The organism is Streptomyces sp. NPDC058619, assembly GCF_042717785.1.
Taxonomy (GTDB): Bacteria; Actinomycetota; Actinomycetes; order Streptomycetales; family Streptomycetaceae; genus Streptomyces.
In genome coordinates, this window is the sequence record NZ_JBHXQN010000005.1 from 154,994 (window position 1) to 174,480 (window position 19,487).

The following is a 19,487-nucleotide window of genomic DNA, read 5'->3' on the forward strand; positions in this document are numbered from 1 at the left end:
CCAGCGCTGCTGGGGGAACCGGGAGGGCACGGAGCCTACGGACCCGTAACCTACGGCATCGTAAGTATGGCAAATCAAGGGGCGAGGGCAAGAGGAGCGCGGCCACAGAGCGAGTCGCCACAGGCCGTGCACACCCCGTACGCGCGACGTCCACAGGCCGTGCACGGCCCTCGTCGCGGCCGCCTCGCGAGACAACTGACCGGACACGGGGATCGGACACCTATCCTGTTCTCGTCGGACAGCGCGGTCCGTACGGGCAGCCCGGGCTGCGCATCAGGAGCGGCAGTGCCGCGTGCGACCGGGAGCCCACCGCCCAGTAGCGCTCGAAACACTGCAAGGAGCCGCACCTGTGAGCAGTGCTGACCAGGCCCCCCGGGCCTCCCAGCCGGCAGCCCCCCTCACCCCGGCCGCCACCGCGAACGCAGAACTGCGCGCGGACATCCGCCGCCTCGGCGATCTCCTCGGGGAGACGCTCGTACGCCAGGAGGGCCAAGACCTCCTCGACCTCGTCGAACGCGTCCGCGCCCTCACCCGCACCGACGGCGAGGCCGCCGCCGAGCTGCTCGGTGACATCGACCTGGAGACCGCCGCCAAGCTGGTGCGCGCCTTCTCCACCTACTTCCACCTCGCCAACGTCACCGAGCAGGTGCACCGCGGCAAGGAGCTGCGCGCCCACCGCGCCGCCGAGGGCGGGCTCCTCGCCCGCACCGCGGACATGCTCAAGGACGCCGACCCCGAGCACCTGCGCGCGACGGTCAGGAACCTCAACGTCCGCCCGGTCTTCACCGCGCACCCCACCGAGGCGGCCCGCCGCAGCGTCCTCAACAAGCTGCGCCGTATCGCCGCGCTGCTGGAGGAGCCCGTCACCGGCGCCGGCGACCGCCGCCGCCACGACCTGCGCCTCGCCGAGAACATCGACCTCGTCTGGCAGACCGACGAGCTCCGCGTGGTCCGCCCCGAGCCCGCCGACGAGGCCCGCAACGCCATCTACTACCTCGACGAGCTGCACGCCGGCGCGGTGGGCGACGTCCTGGAGGACCTCGCCGCCGAACTCCAGCGCGTCGGCGTCGAGCTGCCCCCCGGCACCCGCCCCCTGACCTTCGGCACCTGGATCGGCGGCGACCGCGACGGCAACCCGAACGTCACCCCCGACGTCACCCGGGACGTGCTGATCCTGCAGCACGAGCACGGCATCACCGACGCCCTCGAACTCGTCGACTTCCTGCGCGGGCTGCTGTCCAACTCCATCCGTTACACCGGCGCCACCGAGGAGCTCCTCGCCTCGCTCCAGGCCGACCTGGAACGCCTCCCCGAGATCAGCCCGCGCTACAAGCGGCTGAACGCCGAGGAGCCGTACCGCCTCAAGGCCACCTGCATCCGGCAGAAGCTCGTCAACACCCGCGAGCGCCTCGCCCGGGGCACCTCCCACGAGGAGGGCCGCGACTACCTCGGCACCGCCGAGCTGCTCGCCGACCTCACCCTCATCCAGACCTCCCTGCGCGAACACCGCGGCGCGCTCTTCGCCGACGGCCGCATGGACCGCACCATCCGCACCCTGGCCGCCTTCGGCCTCCAGCTCGCCACCATGGACGTGCGCGAGCACGCCGACGCGCACCACCACGCGCTGGGCCAGCTCTTCGACCGGCTCGGCGAGGAGTCCTGGCGCTACGCCGACATGCCGCGCGAGTACCGCGGAAAGCTCCTCGCCAAGGAGCTCCGCTCCCGGCGCCCGCTGGCCCCCACCCCGGCGCCGCTCGACGCGGCCGGCCAGAAGACCCTCGGCGTCTTCGGCGCCATCAAGGACGCCTTCGAGAAGTTCGGCCCCGAGGTCATCGAGTCGTACATCATCTCGATGTGCCAGGGCGCCGACGACGTCTTCGCCGCCGCCGTCCTCGCCCGCGAGGCCGGCCTCATCGACCTGCACGGCGGCTGGGCCAAGATCGGCATCGTGCCGCTCCTGGAGACCACCGACGAGCTGCGCGCCGCCGACGTCATCCTCGACGAGATGCTCGCCGACCCGTCCTACCGGCGCCTGGTCTCGCTGCGCGGCGACGTCCAGGAGGTCATGCTCGGCTACTCCGACTCCTCCAAGTTCGGCGGCATCACCACCAGCCAGTGGGAGATCCACCGCGCCCAGCGCCGGCTGCGCGACGTCGCACACCGCTACGGCGTGCGGCTGCGCCTCTTCCACGGCCGCGGCGGCACCGTCGGCCGCGGCGGCGGCCCCTCGCACGACGCGATCCTCGCGCAGCCCTGGGGCACCCTGGAAGGCGAGATCAAGGTCACCGAGCAGGGCGAGGTCATCTCCGACAAGTACCTCGTCCCGTCCCTGGCCCGCGAGAACCTCGAACTGACCGTCGCGGCCACCCTGCAGGCATCCGCCCTGCACACCGCGCCCCGCCAGTCCGACGAGGCCCTCGCCCGCTGGGACGCGGCCATGGACACCGTCTCCGACGCCGCCCACGCCGCGTACCGCGCGCTCGTAGAGGACCCGGACCTGCCCGCGTACTTCTTCGCGGCCACCCCCGTCGACCAGCTCGCCGACCTGCACCTGGGCTCGCGCCCCTCGCGCCGCCCCGACTCCGGCGCCGGCCTCGACGGCCTGCGCGCCATCCCGTGGGTCTTCGGCTGGACCCAGTCCCGCCAGATCGTCCCCGGCTGGTACGGCGTCGGCTCCGGCCTCAAGGCCCTGCGCGAGTCCGGCCACGCGGACGCACTGACCGAGATGGGCGAGCGCTGGCACTTCTTCCGCAACTTCCTGTCCAACGTCGAGATGACGCTGGCCAAGACCGACCTGCGGATCGCCCGGCACTACGTCGACACCCTCGTACCCGACCACCTCAAGCACGTCTTCGCCCGCATCGAGGCCGAGCACGAGCTGACCGTCCGCGAGGTCCTGCGCATCACCGGCGGCGAGAAGCTCCTGGACTCCCACCCGGTGCTCCAGCAGACCTTCTCCGTCCGCGACGCCTACCTGGACCCCATCTCCTACCTCCAGGTCTCCCTGCTGGCCCGCCAGCGCGCCGCCGCCGCCCGCGGCGAGGAGGCGGACCCGCTGCTCGCCCGCGCCCTGCTGCTCACCGTCAACGGTGTCGCCGCGGGCCTGCGCAACACCGGCTGACCCCCGCACCACGGCACACGGGAGCCCCCGCACCCTTCCGGTGCGAGGGCTCCCGTACGTCCGTTCCTACGCGTTGTACGTGGACTGCGCGCGCTCCAGGCCCTCGGAGACCAGGCTCTCCACGGAGTCGGCCGCCCGGTCCACGAACCAGTCGAGCTCCTTGCGCTCCGTCGAGGAGAAGTCCTTCAGCACGAAGTCCGCGACCTGCATCCGGCCCGGGGGCCGGCCGATGCCGCAGCGGACCCGGTGGTAGTCGGGACCCATCGACTTCGTCATCGACTTCAGGCCGTTGTGGCCGTTGTCTCCGCCGCCCAGCTTCAGCCGCAGCGTCGGGTAGTCGATGTCCAGCTCGTCGTGGACCGCGACGATCCGGTCCAGCGGCACCTTGTAGAAGTCGCGCAGGGCCGTCACCGGGCCGCCGGACAGGTTCATGTACGTCATCGGCTTGGCCAGCACGACCCGGCTGCCCGCCGGTCCGGGCGGTCCGATGCGGCCCTCGACCACCTGGGCCCGGGCCTTGTGCGCCTTGAACTTCCCGCGGATCCGGTCCGCCAGCAGGTCGGCCACCATGAACCCGATGTTGTGGCGGTTGCCCGCGTACTCCGGTCCGGGGTTGCCGAGGCCGACGATCAGCCAGGGCGCCGCGTCGTCCGACATCAAAAGCTCCTTAAGCGGGAACGACCGCCGTCCCGCTCCAGTGGAGCCGGACGGCGGTCGGTCAGCAACTGCTGAGGGGGGAGGGGGAGGCTCAGGCCTCGGTGCCCTCGGCCTCGGCGGCCGGCTCCTCGGCCTGCGGGGCGACGACCTGGAGGACGGCGATGTCGCCGTCGACGGCCAGGGTGGTGCCCTTGGGGAGGACCAGGTCCTTGGCGTGGATGGTGTCGCCGGCCTGGAGGCCCGCGATCGAGACGGTGACCTCGGTCGGGATGTGCGTGGCCTCGGCCTCGACGGAGATGGTGTTCTGGAGGGTCTCCAGCATGTTGCCGCCGACGGCCAGCTCGCCCTCGGTGACGATCGCGACGTCGACGGTGACCTTCTCGCCCTTCTTGACGATCAGGAAGTCGACGTGGGAGATCGATCGCTTCAGCGGGTGACGCTGCACGGCCTTCGGGATGACCAGCTCGGTGCCGGCGCCCGCGATGTCCAGGGAGAGCAGGACGTTCGGGGTGCGCAGCGCGAGCAGCAGGCCGTGGCCCTCGACGTCGACGTGCTGGGGGGCGGTGCCGTGACCGTAGATGACGCCGGGAACCTTGCCCGCGATGCGGGCCTGGCGGGCGGAGCCCTTGCCGAACGACGTGCGGACCTCGGCGGAAAGCTTGACCTCGGACATGCTCACTCCTCGTGGGGTGACGGAAGAACGGACTGGTCACCCGGCCGGAACGGCCTGCTACGAAGAGCGCGTCGATAACGGAGCATCCGTACCGGAAACAGGTACGGCCTCCCTCGCCGAGCAACTCATGGAGTGTACCCGGCGGGGGAGGCCGTACCAAAAAGGATCTACCGCGTCCGCTGGCGAACGGTTACTGCTGCTCTTCGAACAGGCTGGTGACCGAACCGTCCTCGAAGACCTCGCGCACCGCGCGGGCGACCATCGGGGCGATCGAGAGCACCGTGATCTTGTCGAGCTCCAGGTCGGACGGGTCCGGCAGGGTGTTCGTGAACACGAACTCGCTGACCTTGGAGTTCTTCAGGCGGTCGGCGGCCGGGCCCGACAGGATGCCGTGCGTGGCCGTCACGATGACGTCCTCCGCGCCGTGCGCGAAGAGCGCGTCGGCCGCGGCGCAGATGGTGCCACCGGTGTCGATCATGTCGTCGACCAGGACGCAGACGCGGCCCTTGACCTCGCCGACGACCTCGTGGACGGTCACCTGGTTGGCGACGTCCTTGTCACGTCGCTTGTGCACGATGGCCAGCGGCGCGTCCAGACGGTCGCACCAGCGGTCGGCCACGCGCACGCGGCCGGCGTCCGGGGAGACGATCGTCAGCTTCGTGCGGTCCACCTTGGCGCCGACGTAGTCCGCGAGGACCGACAGGGCCGAAAGGTGGTCCACCGGGCCGTCGAAGAAGCCCTGGATCTGGTCCGTGTGCAGGTCGACCGTGAGGATGCGGTCCGCACCCGCGGTCTTCAGCAGGTCGGCGATCAGGCGGGCCGAGATCGGCTCGCGGCCCTTGTGCTTCTTGTCCTGGCGGGCGTAGCCGTAGGACGGGACGATCACGGTGATGGAACGTGCCGACGCGCGCTTCAGCGCGTCGATCATGATCAGCTGCTCCATGATCCACTTGTTGATCGGAGCCGTGTGGCTCTGGATCAGGAAGCAGTCCGCGCCGCGAGCCGACTCCTGGAAGCGGACGTAGATCTCGCCGTTCGCGAAGTCGAAAGCCTTGGTCGGCACGAGGCCGACTCCCAGCTGGTGTGCGACCTCCTCGGCCAGCTCGGGGTGGGCGCGGCCGGAGAAGAGCATCAGCTTCTTCTCGCCGGTCGTCTTGATCCCGGTCACAGCACTGTCTCCTCAGACGTGTTGAAAGCTGCTCGCCCCCGCGTGCGTCCGTCCCGCACACGGTGAGCCAGCCGAATTGCGTGCACCTATCACGGTACGCCGTCGCGGGCGCCCCTGTTTCCGGTCAGTTCACCTCAGTGGTGGCCGGGGTCCTCCGGGGCCGCCGAATGCGCCGCGGCCGCGGCGGCGCTGCCCGGGCGCTTGCGGGCCACCCACCCCTCGATATTGCGCTGCTGGCCGCGGGCCACGGCCAGGGCGCCGGGCGGCACGTCCTTGGTGATCACGGAGCCGGCCGCCGTGTAGGCGCCGTCCCCGATGGTGACGGGTGCCACAAACATGTTGTCCGAGCCCGTCTTGCAGTGCGAGCCGATGGTCGTGTGGTGCTTGTGTTCGCCGTCGTAGTTCACGAACACGCTGGCCGCGCCGATGTTGGTGTACTCGCCGATCGTCGCGTCGCCCACGTACGAGAGGTGCGGCACCTTGGTGCCCTCGCCGATCGTCGCGTTCTTCATCTCGACGTACGTGCCGGCCTTGGCCTTCGCGCCGAGGTGCGTGCCCGGGCGCAGGTACGCGAACGGCCCCACGGTCGCCGACTCGCCCACGACCGCGCTGTCGGCCACCGTGTTGTCCACGCGGGCGCCCGCGTGGACGGTCGTGTCCTTGAGGCGGGTGTTGGGGCCCACCTCCGCCCGCTCCGCGACGTGCGTGGCGCCGAGAAGCTGGGTGCCGGGGTGGATCAGCGCGTCCTGCCCGAAGGTGACGGTCACGTCCACGAACGTACTGGCCGGGTCCACGACCGTCACGCCCGCGAGCATGGCCTGCTCCAGCAGGCGCGCGTTCAGCAGCGCGCGGGCCTCCGCGAGCTGCACGCGGTTGTTGATGCCGAGGATCTGGCGGTGGTCGCCGCCGACCGAGGCGCCGACGCGGTGCCCGGCCTCGCGCAGGATGCCGAGGACGTCGGTGAGGTACTCCTCGCCCTGGCTGTTGTCGGTCCGGACCTTGCCGAGGGCGTCCGCGAGGAGGGTGCCGTCGAAGGCGAAGACCCCGGAGTTGATCTCGCGGACGGCGCGCTGGGCGTCGGTGGCGTCCTTGTGCTCGACGATGCCGGTCACGGCGCCGTCGGCGCCCCGGATGATCCGCCCGTAGCCGGTGGAGTCGGGCACCTCGGCGGTGAGCACGGTGACGGCGTTGCCGTCGGCCTCGTGCGTGTCCGCGAGCCGGCGGAGCGTCTCGCCGGTCAGCAGCGGGGTGTCGCCGCAGACGACGATCACGGTGCCGGTGACGTTCCCGCCGAGCTCCTCCAGGGCCATCCGGACCGCGTGGCCCGTGCCGTTCTGCTCGTACTGGACGGCGGTGCGGACCTCGGCGTCGACGGTGGAGAGGTGCGCGGTGACCTGCTCGCGGGCGTGTCCGACGACGACGACGAGGTGGTCGGGGTCCAGCTCGCGGGAGGCGGCGACGACGTGACCCACGAGCGAGCGCCCGCAGATCTCGTGCAGGACCTTGGGGGTGGCCGACTTCATGCGGGTGCCTTCCCCCGCTGCGAGTACGACGACGGCTGCCGGGCGGTTGGCGCTCACGGGTGGGCCCTTCGGCTTCGGGGGTGGACCCGTGAAGGATAGCGGGGGGCCCGAGGCCCCCCACGAAGGCGGGTCCCGACCGTGGAGGTCAGGACCCGAACGTGCAAGGCTCCCCCGCCAGGACTCGAACCCGGACATAAGGCACCAAAAGCCTCAGTGCTGCCAATTACACCACAGGGGATTATTTGCGACTAAACCGGACATTGCGGCTTCATGGTCGAGTCGACGGCACCTACTATGCCGCACCACCACCCCTCAACGCGACGGTATGGATCGCCACCTTGCAGGACGCGCACCGCGAGACGACCGCGACAGGTGTCGCCGATGTTCCTGCGGTTCGTGCGATGACCGGCGGTGTGCGGGAATTCCGGTGGCGGGCGTGCTGGGGGCGCTGGCTAGGGTGGAGCGCATGACCGGTACGGGGGAAGTGAAAGGCCGGGCTGGGCCGCCTTTGTGGTGGGTGCGGCGCCGGGACCTATGGATGGACCTGACGCTCGGCGGGCTGTCCGTCGTCGAGTGCGGGTGGGAGGGCGTGCTCTTCGCGCGCGAGGCGGGGCTGCCGATCGCGGTGGGGGTGCTGTTCGGCATCGTGGTGGGCGCCGTGATCGTGCTGCGGCGGCGCTGGCCGATCGCCGTGGTGCTGGTCGGGATCGCCGTGGCGCCGGCCTCGATGGGGTTCCTGCTCGGAGTGGTGGGGCTGTACACGCTGGCCTCCTCCGAGGTGCCCCGGCGGATCATCGCGACGCTGACCTCCATGTCGCTCGCCGCGACCTTCGCGGTGATGTACATGCGGACCCGCGGGGACGTGGAGGCCGATCCGACGCTGGTGGTGGTGCTGTCCGGGTTCGTGGCGGTGGCGCTGACCGTGCCGCCCGTGCTGTTCGGGCTGTACATCGGGGCCCGGCGGCGGCTCATGGAGAGCCTCCAGGAACGCGCGGACTCCCTGGAACGGGAACTGTCGCTGCTGGCCGACCGGGCGGAGGAGCGGGCCGAGTGGGCCCGGACCGAGGAGCGGACCCGGATCGCGCGGGAGATGCACGACGTGGTCGCGCACCGGGTCAGCCTGATGGTGGTGCACGCCGCGGCGCTGGAGGCGGTGGCGCTGAAGGACCCGGCGCGGGCCGCGAAGAACGCCGCCCTGGTGGGGGACATGGGGCGTCAGGCGCTGACCGAGCTGCGGGAGATGCTCGGCGTGCTGCGGGCCGCCGGGAAGCCGAAGCCGGCCCCGGCGCCCGTGGCGGCCGCCGCGGCCGTGACCGCGGCGCCGGCCGGGAGCGTCGAGGACGGACCCACGCTCGGCGAGCTGGAGACGCTGGTCGGACAGTCGCGGACGGCCGGGATGGCCGTGGAGATGGTGGTGCACGGCGAGGGGGCGGCGTACGCGGCGGAGGTGGAACAGACGGCGTACCGGGTGGTGCAGGAGGCGCTGACCAACTGCCACAAGCACGCCCCGGGCGCACGCGTCGTGGTGCGGCTCGCGCACCGCGACGGGGAGGTCGCGATGCAGGTGGAGAACGGGCCCTGCGACGGCTCCTCCGCCGAGCACGGGCTGCCGAGCGGGGGCAACGGGCTCGTCGGGATGCGGGAGCGGGTGCTCGGGCTGGGCGGGGTCTTCGTGTCGGGGCCGACGGACGAGGGCGGCTTCAAGGTGTCGGCGGTCCTGCCGGTCCGCTAGGCGCGGCCTCGGCGGACGGTCCCGCCCGCCTGGGCGCGGCCTCGGCGGAGGGTCCCCGTCCGGCCCCGGCCCCCGGCCCTGCCCGCCCCCCGCCGGTCAGCCGGTGGTGAGGCGGGTGGGCTGGAGGCCCGTCAGGAGGAGCGTCAGGGCCTCGTCCACGCTCGCCCCGAGGTACCAGTCGCCGGTGTGGTCGATGCCGTACACCCGGCCCTCGGCGTCGACCGCGAGGTGGGAGCCGCCGTCGGACTCGACGCCGAGCGGGCAGAGCGTGGTGGACAGGGCGCGGCCGAGGTCGGCGAACGTACGGGCCAGGTGCAGGCCGGTGAGCGGGTCGATCCGGACGGGGACCGGCGCTATCTGGCGGCCCGGGCCCGGGGCGGTGACCGTGAGGCCGCCGAATTCGGCCCAGGCCTCGACGGCGGCCGGGAACACCGTGTGCCGGTGCCCGGCGGGGGTGGTGTGGTCCCGGAGTGCGTCGGCCCAGTACTCGGCCTGCTTGATGTCCCAGCGGCCGGGTTCCCAGCCGGCGATGCGCAGGGCGGAGTTCACGGCGACCGGGAAGCGGGTGGCCGAGGAGCGGTCGTAGGACGCGGAGGTGCTGGTCATGGCTACTCGGCTGGGGTGAGGTCGACGGAGCGTACGCCGAAGTGGGCTAGGAGGGCCTCGCAGGAGCGGCAGGGGGGTGCGTAGCTGCCGTGGAGGGGGTCGCCGTCCTCACGGATGCGGCGGGCGGTGATCTTCGCGTGCTTGAGGGAGCGGCGGGCCTCGCTGGCGGCCAGGGGCTTGCGGGAGGCGCGCTTGGAGCGGGCGCCCTCGACGGCCGCCAGGTGGCGGGAGAGGAGGAGCGCCTCCGGACATCGGCCGGTGAACCGTTCGCGCTGGCCGCTGGTGAGGGTGTCGAGGAAGTCCTGGACGAGGGGGTGCAGTGCGGGGGGCTGGTCGGCCTTGCCCGCGGTGCCGGTGAGGGTCTCGCCGCGTACGGAGAGGGCGGCGGCGACCGTGGGCAGGATCCCGTCGCGGCGGAACCGCAGGACGGGCGGGGTCGGCCGGCCGTCGGCGCTACCCCAGCGCAGGCGGGGATCGCCGGCGGGACCGCCCGCCTCGGCGGCGCCCGCGGGTGCTCCCCGGCCTTCCGGTGCCGTTTCCCGCTCTTGCGTGGGCCTCGTCCCTTCCTGTGCCGGTGTGCCTTCGGGTGCTTGCGCCGCCGCTCGGTCTCCCGGTGTTCCCGGGACTCCCGCGGCGGTCTCGGCCGGATCCGGCCGTGTTGCCGTGTGGTGCATGGTCGCGCTTTCCCTCCCGTGGCGGCGGTGGTGGCCGCTGTCGCGCACGCCCCCGTGCCGCGGGGACAGCCTGCCAAATGTCACCTGTCATGCGGAAGCGGGGTCGAATTTTCGTATCAATTCGGATGTTCCTGGCCCGAGCCCGGAGGCGTGGCCTACGCGCGGGTGAGCCTCTTGCCCCAGCGCATAGGCTGTGGCGAACCAGCCAGATCCAGCAGGGGGCTACCGCCATGACGACAGGTCGGCTCGGGCAGCAGGCCGCGCCACCCAACGCCGCTTACTCGGGGCAGGTCGTGCATTTCCCGGACCCCGTCCGGGCCGCTCGGCATCCCCACGGTGTGCGGATGGACGGCAACGGCCATCCGGACTTCTCCGCCTACGCGCGCGCGGCGGTCGAGATCGCCGACCCCCCCGAGGGCTTCGGCGTGGACGAGCTGCGGCTGACGGACTGCGTGTCCGCGAACGCCGCGATGCGGGCCGCCGGGCACGAGCTGTGGGACACGGTCGGGCCGGTGGCGACCCCGCACGGCTGGACCTGGCACCACGTGTCGGGTTCGCGGCGCATGGAGCTGGTCCCGGTCGAGGTGAAGGCGCTGCTGCGGCACCACGCGGGACTGGCGACGGCTCCGGTGGACCACGACAAGCGCGGGACGCGGGCCCTCCAGGAAGTGCGCCCGGTGCACCTGGGGCTGCCGAAGTCGGTGGTGTCGGTGTCCGAGGAGCAGGTGCAGGGCGTCGAGGAGGACCTCGGCTACCGGCTGCCGGAGGCGTACCGCTCGTTCCTGAAGGCCGCGGGCGGCTGCGCGCCGGTCGGCGCGGGCCTGGACGTGGACCTCGGTCTGCTGGTGGACCAGCCGTTCTTCACGGTGCGCGAGGAGGCGTCGGTCAACGACCTCGTGTACGTCAACAAGTGCCTGCGGGACCACCTGACGAAGGACTACCTGTGCGTGGCCTTCGTCCAGGGCGGGCTGCTCGCGCTGAAGGTGAGGGGCGAGGGCACCGGTTCGGTGTGGTTCTCCCCGTACGACGACGCCCGCGACCGGGACGGATGGTCGGTGCAGGAGCGCGTGGAGCGGTTGTTGCTGCCGTGCGGCGCTGATTTCGATGCCTTCCTGGAGCGGCTCGCGGGCAATCCGCCGGAGCTGGAGACGGTGGCCGGTCTGATGGTGGACGGCGGATTCGCACGGTCGGTTCCCGTGGCGCTCGCCGGTTCGGATGAGGGGTGACGGCGCGGTGGTGACGTTTGCGCAGGCGCAGGAGCGCGCCGAGGAGTGGATCAACGGGGACGTGCCCGGTTACCAGCACCGCGAGGTGCGGGTCCGGGAGTTCGGGCTCGGGTTCGTGGTGTGGGCGGAGGACCGGGCGGCCGGTCCGGTGTCCGGGGGCGGCCGGCAGCGGCTGGTCATCGCCCGGGACAGCGGGGAGGTGACGCTGTGGCCGGGGCTGCCGGTGGGTGAGGTGATCCGCCGGTACGAGGAGGAGTACGGGGCGACGGCCGTGGCCGCGGCATCGGAGGCCTCCGTTCCGCCGCCGCGGATCGACTCGGAGCAGACCTCGTTCATGCTGAGTCCGCCGGAGTGGCTGCAGGAGGCGGCGGACCGGGCCGGGATCCCGCGGGGACCGGCGTCCTCGTCGTCTTCCTCTTCCTCTTCCTCTTCCTCCCCTTCTTCTTCCTTCTCCTCGCCGGATGCGGTGGACCCGGAGGCCTCCGTGCCCGCTGCGGCGGCCTCGGCGGAGCCCGCCGGCGGTCCGCCGGCGTCCGTGGACGCGGTGCCGCTGCGGCGCGGGGGCGAGATCCCGTACGAGCCGACCGCCAACGACGGTGTCCCGTCGGCCGTGCCGTCCGGGGCGACGCCCTGGGCCGGTACCGACGTGACCCCCGGGGCGGACGACGCGTCCGTGCCGCTGCCCGCGACCGTGTTCGCGCCCCCGCTCTCCGGGTCGGACCTGGAGGACGGGCCCCCCTCCGGGGTGGCCCCGGAGGCGCAGACCAGGCTCATGGCCGGGGGGAGCCGGCTCCCGGCCACGGCGGTCGGGCCCGCGCTCGGGTCCCAGGCGGGCGACATCGCCGACGCGCCGACCAGCAAGGCCCAGATCTCCCGGCCGGGCTCGCGCGGCTCCGGCCACACGCCCATGCCGCCGGGCCCGCCCGGTGCTCCCGGCGCGCCCGGTGCTTCGGGCGGCGGGCAGCCGCCCGCCGCCCCCGGTTCCCCGGGCGCCCCTGGTGCCGGGGCGAACCATGCCGCGACGATGCTGGCCGGTCCCGGGGTTCCGGGTACGGGTCAGCCGCCTGCTCCTCCGGGTCCGCCGGGTGCTCCCGGCGGGGGAGCGCACCACGCGGCGACGATGCTGGCCGGTCCCGGTGTGCCGCAGCCGCCCGGTCCGCCGGGTGCCCCCGGCACCCCGGCCGGCGGCTTCGACCACGCGGCGACGATGCTGGCCGGCCCCGGTGTGCCGCAGCCCCCGGGGCCGCCCGGCGCACCCGGTGCGCCCGGTGCGGGTCAGCCGCCTGCTCCTCCGGGTCCGCCGGGTGCTCCCGGCGGGGGAGCGCACCACGCGGCGACGATGCTGGCCGGCCCCGGTGTGCCGCAGCCGCCCGGTCCGCCGGGTGCCCCCGGCACCCCGGCCGGCGGGATCGACCACGCCGCGACCATGCTGGCCGGGCCCGCCGTGGGCCGGGCGCCCGCGCCCCCCGGCCCGCCGCCGGGCGGACCCGCGGCGCCGCCGCCGGTGCCCACCGGCGCGCCCACGGTGGGTCCCGGCTACCAGGCGGTGCTCCGCTACCGCGCGCCCGACGGCTCCGAGCAGCAGCTGATCCGCCGCTCGGCGCCGGGTACGCCGCACCCGGAGTGGCAGATCCTGTACGAGCTCCGCGCGATGAACGTGCCGCCGCAGCAGGTGCTGGAGCTGCACACCGAGCTGGCGTCCTGCGAACTGCCCGGCGGTTACTGCGCCCGGATGATCCGGGAGACCTGGCCTCAGGTGCGGATCACCAGCGTGGCCCCGTACGGGACGGACCACGCGGGCCGCCAGCAGGGCATGCGGCACCTGCTCACCCACCAGGGGGAGCTGCACCAGGTGGCCGACGGCCCGGCGCGCCCCGCGCCGGTGCGGGCCCCCCTGCCGCAGGTTCCGCTCCAGCCGGCGATCCCGCTGGACGCGATCGCGCAGGAACTGGCGGGGGCCTTCGGCCCGCAGGGCGTGTTCCGCTTCGAGCAGCGGGCCGTGTCCCGGCAGGGCGTGCCGGAGATCGTGGCGCAGACCCTGATGTGGGCGGGCGTACCCGTCGACTTCGGGCCGTTCTTCTGGGGCCAGGCGGTTCCGGGCCAGCCCGTGCCGACGTTGGCCGAGTTGGCCGGGCAGCGACAGGTGCAGCCGGCGTCGGACGCGGGCTCGTACCTCGTCGTCGGCAGCGACTTCGGCAAGGCGCTCTGCGTGCAGTACGGGACCGCGAGCATCGTGGCGGTGCCGGTGGAGGGCGGTCCGGGCGGCGCCCCGGTCCCGCCGCAGTTCGTGAACTCCAGCCTGCCGCAGTTCGTACGGTCCCTGGCGATGCTGGGTCACATGTGGCGGCTGCGACAGCATCTGACGCCGGAGCAGGCGGGCCGCTGGACCGTCGATTTCCAGGCGAATCTGGCGGGGCTCGACAGCGCCGCGCTGGCGTCGCCGGAGAACTGGTGGTCGGTGCTGCTGGAGCAGATGTGGGACGGACTGCTGTGATCACGGGCTGATCCGAAGATCGGTTGAATGGCCGGGGCGAGACCTTCGAACAGGGTCTCGGCCCGGCCATTCCGGCTTCTGCTCGCAAATGACGCATCCTTGACAGGAATCCCCGCGAGAGAGGCGCTTCCAGGATGAGTGCACCCATTGCGACCGTGCGCGGCCGCGGCTACCGCACGGAAGAGGTCGACCGGTATCTCGCCCGGCTCTCCGGCAGCCGTGACGAGGCCTGGGAGCGGGTGGCACGGCTGACCGTCCTGGCCAAGCAGATGGAGGGGGAGGCGGCGCGGCTCCGCGAGGAGGTGGCCGGGCTGGCCCCGCAGACGTACGACGAGCTGAGCGAGCGGGCCCGGCGGATCCTGCTGCTCGCGCAGGAGGAGTCGCGGGCGCTGGGGGCGGACGCGCGGGCGGACGCGGCCCAGATCCGCGACGCGGCCGGCGCGCACGCCGAGCGGGTCGCGGGGCTGGCCCGCCACGACGCGGAGGCGGTACGCGAGCAGACCGAGGTACGGGCCCGGCAGGGACTGTTGCGCGCGCAGCGGGAGGCGGACGACGCGCGGGCGGGGGCACGGGACGACGCGGAGGCGTGGCGCGCGGAGGGCCAGGCCGCGCTGGACGGGATGCGGCGGCGGTCGGAAGCACTGCTGGCGGAGCGCGAGCAGGAGCAGACGGACCGGTGGGACGCCTCCGAGCGGGAGCTGGCGGCGCGGGACGCGGAGCTGGCGGCGCGCCAGGCGGAGCTGGAACGGCACGCGGAGGCACGGCTGGCCGAGGCGCGGCGCGCGTTCGCCGAGGCGGAGGAGTCGGCGCGGCACGGGCAGGAGGACGCCGAGGCGGCGGCCGCCGAGGTGATCGCGGAGGCCAGGGTCCAGGAGGAGCGCGTGGGCCGGGAGACGGAGCGGGTCCTGCGGGAGCACGCGGAGTCCCAGGAGGAGATGCGGGCCCACATGAACCACGTCCGCTCCAGCCTGGCGGCCCTGACGGGCCGGGCCCCGGCGGGCCGGGCCCCGGCGGAGGGCTGAGCCGCCGCGCGTTCCCTGCCGGAGGCTCGGCCGACGCGTGCCGGGGGCGGGCCGGACGCCGACGGCCCCGTCCGGGATCCCTCGGGACCCGGGCCGGGCCGGGTGCGTACGGTTGCCGGGCGGATCGGCCGACGCGGAGCGGGGCCGGACGCGCGCGGCTGCCGGGCGACGCGGGCCGGGGTCTGCCGCAGACCGGGTTGCGCGTCGGGACCCAGAGCCCGCCCCGCGCGTCGGGGCACGGCCGGAAGGTCCGGCGCGTCGGTCAGGGGAGTTTCGCGAGGAACGCGGCGATCAGCGGGGCGATCTCCGGAAGGTGGGTCTCCAGGGCGAAGTGGCCCGCGCCGTCGAAGACGTGGACCTCCGCGTCCGGCACGTCCCGGCGGTACGCCTCGGCGCCCGCCGGGGTGAAGAAGGGGTCTCCCGCACCCCAGACGACCAGCACCGGCAGGCCCGCCGAGCGCAGCCAGGCCTGCCAGACGGGGTAGTGGGCGACGTTCGAGGCGTAGTCGAAGGCCAGGTCGGCCTGGGCGTCGGCGCGGCCCGGCAGGCCGAGGTAGTGGACGTCGAGGGTCCAGCCGTCGGGGGAGAGGAGGCCGGGGTCGGCGACGCCGGTCTCGTACTGGAAGCGGGTGCCCTCCGCGGTGAACAGGCCGCGGACGCGCTCCTCGTCGCCCGGGACCTCGCGGCGCAGGCCGGCGAAGGCGCGGGCCGCGTCCGAGAGGCCCTCCTCGTAGGCGTTGCCGTTCTGCACGATCAGGCCCGTCACCCGCTCCGGCCGCCGCGCGGCGACCCGGAGGCCGACGGGCGCGCCGAAGTCGAAGACGTAGAGGGCGAACCGGTCCAGGCCGAGGGCGTCGGCGAAGCCCTCCACGACGTCGGCGAGCCGGTCGAAGGTGTACGTGAAACCGGCCGGGGCCCCGGTGCGGCCGGAGCCGGGGTAGTCGGGTGCGATCAGCCGGTACGGGGTGTCCCCGAGCGCGTCCATCAGGCGGGCGAACTGGTGCGAGGAGGTGGGGAACCCGTGCAGGAGCAGCAGGACCGGGCCGTCGGCGGGGCCGCTCTCGCGGTAGGCGACGCGGACGCCGTCCACCTCGACGTCGAGGTGCCGGACGGACGGAACAGCGGTGCGGAGAGCGGTCATCACATGGCTCCTTGGGTCTTGGTCCCATTAGTCTTGCCCGCTTTTTGCTAATGGGTCAAGAGGGGGGAGTAGCATTAGTCAGGTGACAGTGACCTTCCCGCTCACCGGTGAGCCCCTCGCCCTGGACCTCCTCAACACCCGTACCGCCGGGGACGACCTCGTCGCGGGGCCGTCCGGTCTCGCCGCCTGGCTGGCGACGCAGGCCGGGCGGCTGACCCCGGTCGCCGCCGTGGGCCCGGCCGAGGTGGCCGCCGTGGCGGGCGTACGGGAGGCCGCGCGCCCGGCACTGGAGGCCGTGCGCCACGGCGCGCGTCCGCCGGCCGGCGCCCTGCGCGCGCTGAACGCGGCCCTGGCGGCCGCGCCGGTGCGCCGCGAGCTGCTCTGGGACGCGGAGACGGGCCTGGCGGCGGTGTCGCGCCGGGACGCCGCACCGCCCCTGCGGCTCGCCGCGGAGTTGGCCGGGGCGGTCGCCGAGCTGCTGACCGACCCCCGGGTGGCGGCGGTGCGGGCGTGCGAGGCCCAGGACTGCGTGCTGCTGTTCCTGCCCGCGCATCCGCGCCGGCGCTGGTGCGTGGCGGCGGCGTGCGGCAACCGGGCCCGGGTGGCCCGCTATTACGCCCGCCACAAGTAGCCGCCGTGCGTAGCCGCCACAAGTAGCCGCCACAAGTAGCCGCCGCACGTGGCCGCCGCGGCGGCGCCCCCGGCTACGGAGCCGGGGCGGCCTGCGCCGGTGCCCCCTCGTAGCAGTACGGGTCGCTGCGCAGGCCGCGGGCCGTGACGACCACGGTGAACGGCGCCGTCGCGGCGCCCGGGAGCGGCGCGGTCAGGGCGCCGGTCAGCGGGTCCGCCGCCGCCGGGAGCACGGTCTCGTCCACCGTGACGCGGGTCGCCTGGCCCGCCGGGCCGGGGGCGAAGCCGCCGCCCTCGACGGTGAGCAGCCCGTCGTGGACGCGGACGTCGGTGATCACCGGGGTGGCGCGGATGGCCAGTTTGTTCACCAGGTACGCCCCCGCGGGCGCGCCGGTCAGCGCCCAGATCTCGTGGGGCAGGCGCGGCAGTCCGCCGCCGACGTCGGAGAGGAAGAAGAGCACCACGTAGAGCATGGTGACGGCGCTGAGCGCGACGTACTGGAGGTCGACGAGGTCGGTCCGGCCGCTGTCGTTCGCGATGAGCTCCCGCAGCGGGCGCCGCCCCGACGCGGTCGGCTTGGGGGCCGGTTTGGCCATGGTGCCGTTCTCCACGCGCAGGCCCACGACCGTCTTCGCGGCGATCATCGCCACGTACGGGCCGCCGAGCAGCGGCAGGTAGACCGACGTCAGGGTGGACAGCGGGCCGTGCTCGCCCTGGAACCAGCCGATGCCGCCGCCCGCCGTGAGCCCGTACGCGAGGAGGGCGAGGAGCAGCCAGAACAGGGTCACCGTCCACGCCAGGGCCAGCACGGTGGAGGTGGAGAGCCGGCCGTCGCGGCCGGTGACGAAGCCCGGGCTGCGGCGCAGCCGCAGGGCGAGCGGCCCGGCCAGCGCGACGAGCAGCGCAAGGGCGAAGAGTGCGGAAGCCATGTGATCCCCCCGGAAAACGGTCCTGGGCACGAGGGTCACCCATCGGATCGGTTCATGACAACCCGGACCGTGGCCCTCCGGCCCCCTCAGTCCTCCGGGAGGACGGGGAACCTCCGCGGGGCCGCCAGCAGCAGGATCAGCAGCGCGACGAGGGCGGCCACGGCCGCCCCGAGGAAGATGTGGTCGACGGCGGCGGCCACGGCCGCGCGCAGCTCCTCGGCGGCGGCCGGGGGGAGCAGCTCCGGCCGCTCCAGTGCCTTCGCCACGTCGTCCAGGCCGTCCGGCAGCCCGGGGGCGGAGGCGCCCGCCAGCCGGGACGCGAGGGTGGCGTTGGCGACGGCCGCGAGGAGGGCCGCCCCGACGCTCTGGCCGACCTGCCGGCAGAACAGCACCGAGGCGGTGGCGGTGCCCCGCTCCGCCCAGCCCACGGTGGCCTGTACCCCGATCATCAGCGGCAGTTGGAAGAGGCCGAGGGCCGCCCCCAGCACCAGCATGACCAGCGCGGGCTGCCAGGGGCGGGCGGGGTGCGGGAGCAGGGTGAAGGAGTACAGGATCACGGCGGCCAGGGAGATCCCCACGGCCGCGGTGTTCCGGAACCCGATGCGCCGGTAGACGTGCTGGCTGAGGGCGGCGGACAGCGGCCAGCTCAGGGTCATCACGGACATCACGAACCCGGCGGCGATGGGGTCGAGCCCCAGTACGGACTGGGCGTACGTCGGCATGAACACCATCGGGGCGACCATCAGCAGCCCGAACACCGCCATCGCCAGGTTCACGGCGGCGATGGTGCGCCGCCGCCACACCCAGCCGGGCAGGATCGGCTCCGCCGCCCGGCGCTCCACCCACACCACCACCGCGGCCAGCACCGCGCTCCCGGCCAGCAGGCCCAGCGAGGGCGCGGACAGCCAGGGCCAGGCCACCCCGCCCTGGACCAGCGCGAAGAGCAGCACCCCGCCGCAGGCGAACACGGCGAGCGCCCCGGCCCAGTCGACCGGCCCCCGGCGCCCGGGGGACCGTACGGGCTGCACCAGGTGGCGGGCGACCATCCACAGGGCGAGCGCGGCCAGCGGCAGGTTGAGCAGGAAGATCCAGCGCCAGTGGGCGTACGCGGCGAGCAGCCCGCCGACCGCCGGGCCGGCCACGGACGAGGCGGCCCACACGGCGGACATGCGGGCCTGGATCCGCGGCCGGTCCTTCAAGGGGTAGAGGTCGGCGGCCAGGGTCTGGACCGTGCCCTGGAGGGCTCCGCCGCCCAGCCCCTGGACGATCCGGAAGGCGATCAGCGCACCCATGTTCCAGGCGAGCCCGCACAGCAGCGAGCCGACGAGGAAGAGGCCGATCCCGAAGAGGAGGACCGGTTTGCGGCCGAAGGTGTCCGCCAGCTTCCCGTACACGGGCAGGGTGACGGTGACCGCCAGCAGGTAGCCGGAGAACAGCCAGGAGAACACGGAGAAGCCGCCGAGGTCGCCGACGATCTGCGGGACGGCGGTCGCGACGATGGTGCTGTCCAGGGCGACCAGGGACATGCAGAGCATCAGCGAGGCGACCACCGCCGAGGGCGGCCGGCCCGCGGCCGTTCCCGCCGTCGCCCCGCCCGCCGTCGCCCCTCCCGCGGCCGTCCCGGCCGCGGCGGTGCCCGCGCCCTCCCCTGACCCCACCGGATTCCTTCCGCCTGCACACAGTTGCGGGGAACACCTTCTCACCGGCGGCGTACCGGGTGGTATCCCCCAGACCCTCTCCGCCGGAGGTCGGAGAACCCCTAGGGGGTGCTCCGCAGAAGGGGCCAGGGGTCTTTCGTCCTGGCGGATGAGGTGCGGGGTCCCACCGCGTCCTTAACTGGTTCACATGGGCCGGGAGCTCCGGGGGGTGGGGTTAACCCCCGGGCGGATAC

The 19,487-nt window shown here is 73.7% G+C and carries 15 protein-coding genes and 1 tRNA gene; 6 read left to right on the plus strand and 10 right to left on the minus strand.

Annotated elements, in window-relative coordinates; all coding sequences use genetic code 11:
- The first annotated feature begins 349 nt into the window (after positions 1–349).
- Entirely contained in the window at positions 350–3,121 is a 2,772-nt protein-coding gene (gene ppc / locus ACFWTC_RS07695) for a phosphoenolpyruvate carboxylase (RefSeq protein WP_383929612.1), read from the plus strand.
- 66 nt (positions 3,122–3,187) lie between these two features.
- Here the strand turns inward: ppc and pth are convergent, their stop codons facing one another.
- The 5 genes from pth to ACFWTC_RS07720 all read right to left on the minus strand — a co-directional run bounded on the left by pth (position 3,188) and on the right by ACFWTC_RS07720 (position 7,380).
- Positions 3,188–3,778, minus strand: coding sequence for an aminoacyl-tRNA hydrolase (pth, locus tag ACFWTC_RS07700; protein ID WP_383929615.1), 591 nt, complete (start codon positions 3,776–3,778; stop codon positions 3,188–3,190).
- 91 nt (positions 3,779–3,869) lie between these two features.
- The gene (locus ACFWTC_RS07705; protein WP_383908123.1) at positions 3,870–4,451 is read right to left on the minus strand and encodes a 50S ribosomal protein L25/general stress protein Ctc; all 582 of its coding nucleotides are present in this window, start codon (positions 4,449–4,451) and stop codon (positions 3,870–3,872) included.
- Between the two features lie 190 nt (positions 4,452–4,641).
- The gene (locus tag ACFWTC_RS07710; RefSeq protein ID WP_383929618.1) at positions 4,642–5,619 is read right to left on the minus strand and encodes a ribose-phosphate diphosphokinase; all 978 of its coding nucleotides are present in this window, start codon (positions 5,617–5,619) and stop codon (positions 4,642–4,644) included.
- A gap of 134 nt (positions 5,620–5,753) precedes the next feature.
- Positions 5,754–7,199 carry a bifunctional UDP-N-acetylglucosamine diphosphorylase/glucosamine-1-phosphate N-acetyltransferase GlmU gene (gene glmU / locus ACFWTC_RS07715; protein WP_383929620.1) on the minus strand — a complete coding sequence of 482 codons (1,446 nt, stop codon included), beginning with the start codon at positions 7,197–7,199 and terminating at the stop codon, positions 5,754–5,756.
- A 109-nt stretch (positions 7,200–7,308) separates the two neighbouring features.
- Positions 7,309–7,380, minus strand: a tRNA-Gln gene (locus tag ACFWTC_RS07720).
- A gap of 228 nt (positions 7,381–7,608) precedes the next feature.
- Here ACFWTC_RS07720 and ACFWTC_RS07725 point away from each other — a divergent pair.
- Positions 7,609–8,874, plus strand: a complete 1,266-nt coding sequence (locus tag ACFWTC_RS07725; protein ID WP_383929623.1) for a sensor histidine kinase — start codon at positions 7,609–7,611, stop codon at positions 8,872–8,874.
- Positions 8,875–8,970: 96 nt separating this feature from the next.
- On the opposite strand, the gene ACFWTC_RS07730 is transcribed toward ACFWTC_RS07725, so the two are convergent.
- Entirely contained in the window at positions 8,971–9,480 is a 510-nt protein-coding gene (locus ACFWTC_RS07730; protein ID WP_383929625.1) for an SUKH-3 domain-containing protein, read from the minus strand.
- 2 nt (positions 9,481–9,482) lie between these two features.
- Positions 9,483–9,947, minus strand: a complete 465-nt coding sequence (locus ACFWTC_RS07735; protein ID WP_383929634.1) for a YwqJ-related putative deaminase — start codon at positions 9,945–9,947, stop codon at positions 9,483–9,485.
- Positions 9,948–10,384: 437 nt separating this feature from the next.
- Here ACFWTC_RS07735 and ACFWTC_RS07740 point away from each other — a divergent pair, with 437 nt between their 5' ends.
- The 3 genes from ACFWTC_RS07740 to ACFWTC_RS07750 all read left to right on the plus strand — a co-directional run bounded on the left by ACFWTC_RS07740 (position 10,385) and on the right by ACFWTC_RS07750 (position 14,896).
- Positions 10,385–11,380, plus strand: a complete 996-nt coding sequence (locus ACFWTC_RS07740) for an SMI1/KNR4 family protein (RefSeq protein ID WP_384027187.1) — start codon at positions 10,385–10,387, stop codon at positions 11,378–11,380.
- A gap of 7 nt (positions 11,381–11,387) precedes the next feature.
- On the plus strand, positions 11,388–13,874 hold the full coding sequence (locus ACFWTC_RS07745; RefSeq protein ID WP_384074108.1) for an SUKH-4 family immunity protein: 2,487 nt from the start codon (positions 11,388–11,390) through the stop codon (positions 13,872–13,874).
- A 134-nt stretch (positions 13,875–14,008) separates the two neighbouring features.
- Positions 14,009–14,896 (plus strand): cellulose-binding protein, encoded by an 888-nt coding sequence (locus ACFWTC_RS07750; RefSeq protein WP_384027183.1) that lies wholly within the window; start codon positions 14,009–14,011, stop codon positions 14,894–14,896.
- A 262-nt stretch (positions 14,897–15,158) separates the two neighbouring features.
- On the opposite strand, the gene ACFWTC_RS07755 is transcribed toward ACFWTC_RS07750, so the two are convergent.
- The gene (locus tag ACFWTC_RS07755; protein ID WP_384027181.1) at positions 15,159–16,037 is read right to left on the minus strand and encodes an alpha/beta fold hydrolase; all 879 of its coding nucleotides are present in this window, start codon (positions 16,035–16,037) and stop codon (positions 15,159–15,161) included.
- 82 nt (positions 16,038–16,119) lie between these two features.
- Here ACFWTC_RS07755 and ACFWTC_RS07760 point away from each other — a divergent pair, with 82 nt between their 5' ends.
- Positions 16,120–16,668 (plus strand): CGNR zinc finger domain-containing protein, encoded by a 549-nt coding sequence (locus tag ACFWTC_RS07760; RefSeq protein WP_383925786.1) that lies wholly within the window; start codon positions 16,120–16,122, stop codon positions 16,666–16,668.
- A 73-nt stretch (positions 16,669–16,741) separates the two neighbouring features.
- Here ACFWTC_RS07760 and ACFWTC_RS07765 read toward each other — a convergent pair whose 3' ends face one another.
- Positions 16,742–17,596 carry a hypothetical protein gene (locus ACFWTC_RS07765; protein WP_383925783.1) on the minus strand — a complete coding sequence of 285 codons (855 nt, stop codon included), beginning with the start codon at positions 17,594–17,596 and terminating at the stop codon, positions 16,742–16,744.
- Between the two features lie 86 nt (positions 17,597–17,682).
- Positions 17,683–19,278, minus strand: coding sequence for an MFS transporter (locus ACFWTC_RS07770; protein WP_384027259.1), 1,596 nt, complete (start codon positions 19,276–19,278; stop codon positions 17,683–17,685).
- Positions 19,279–19,487 lie beyond the last annotated feature (209 nt).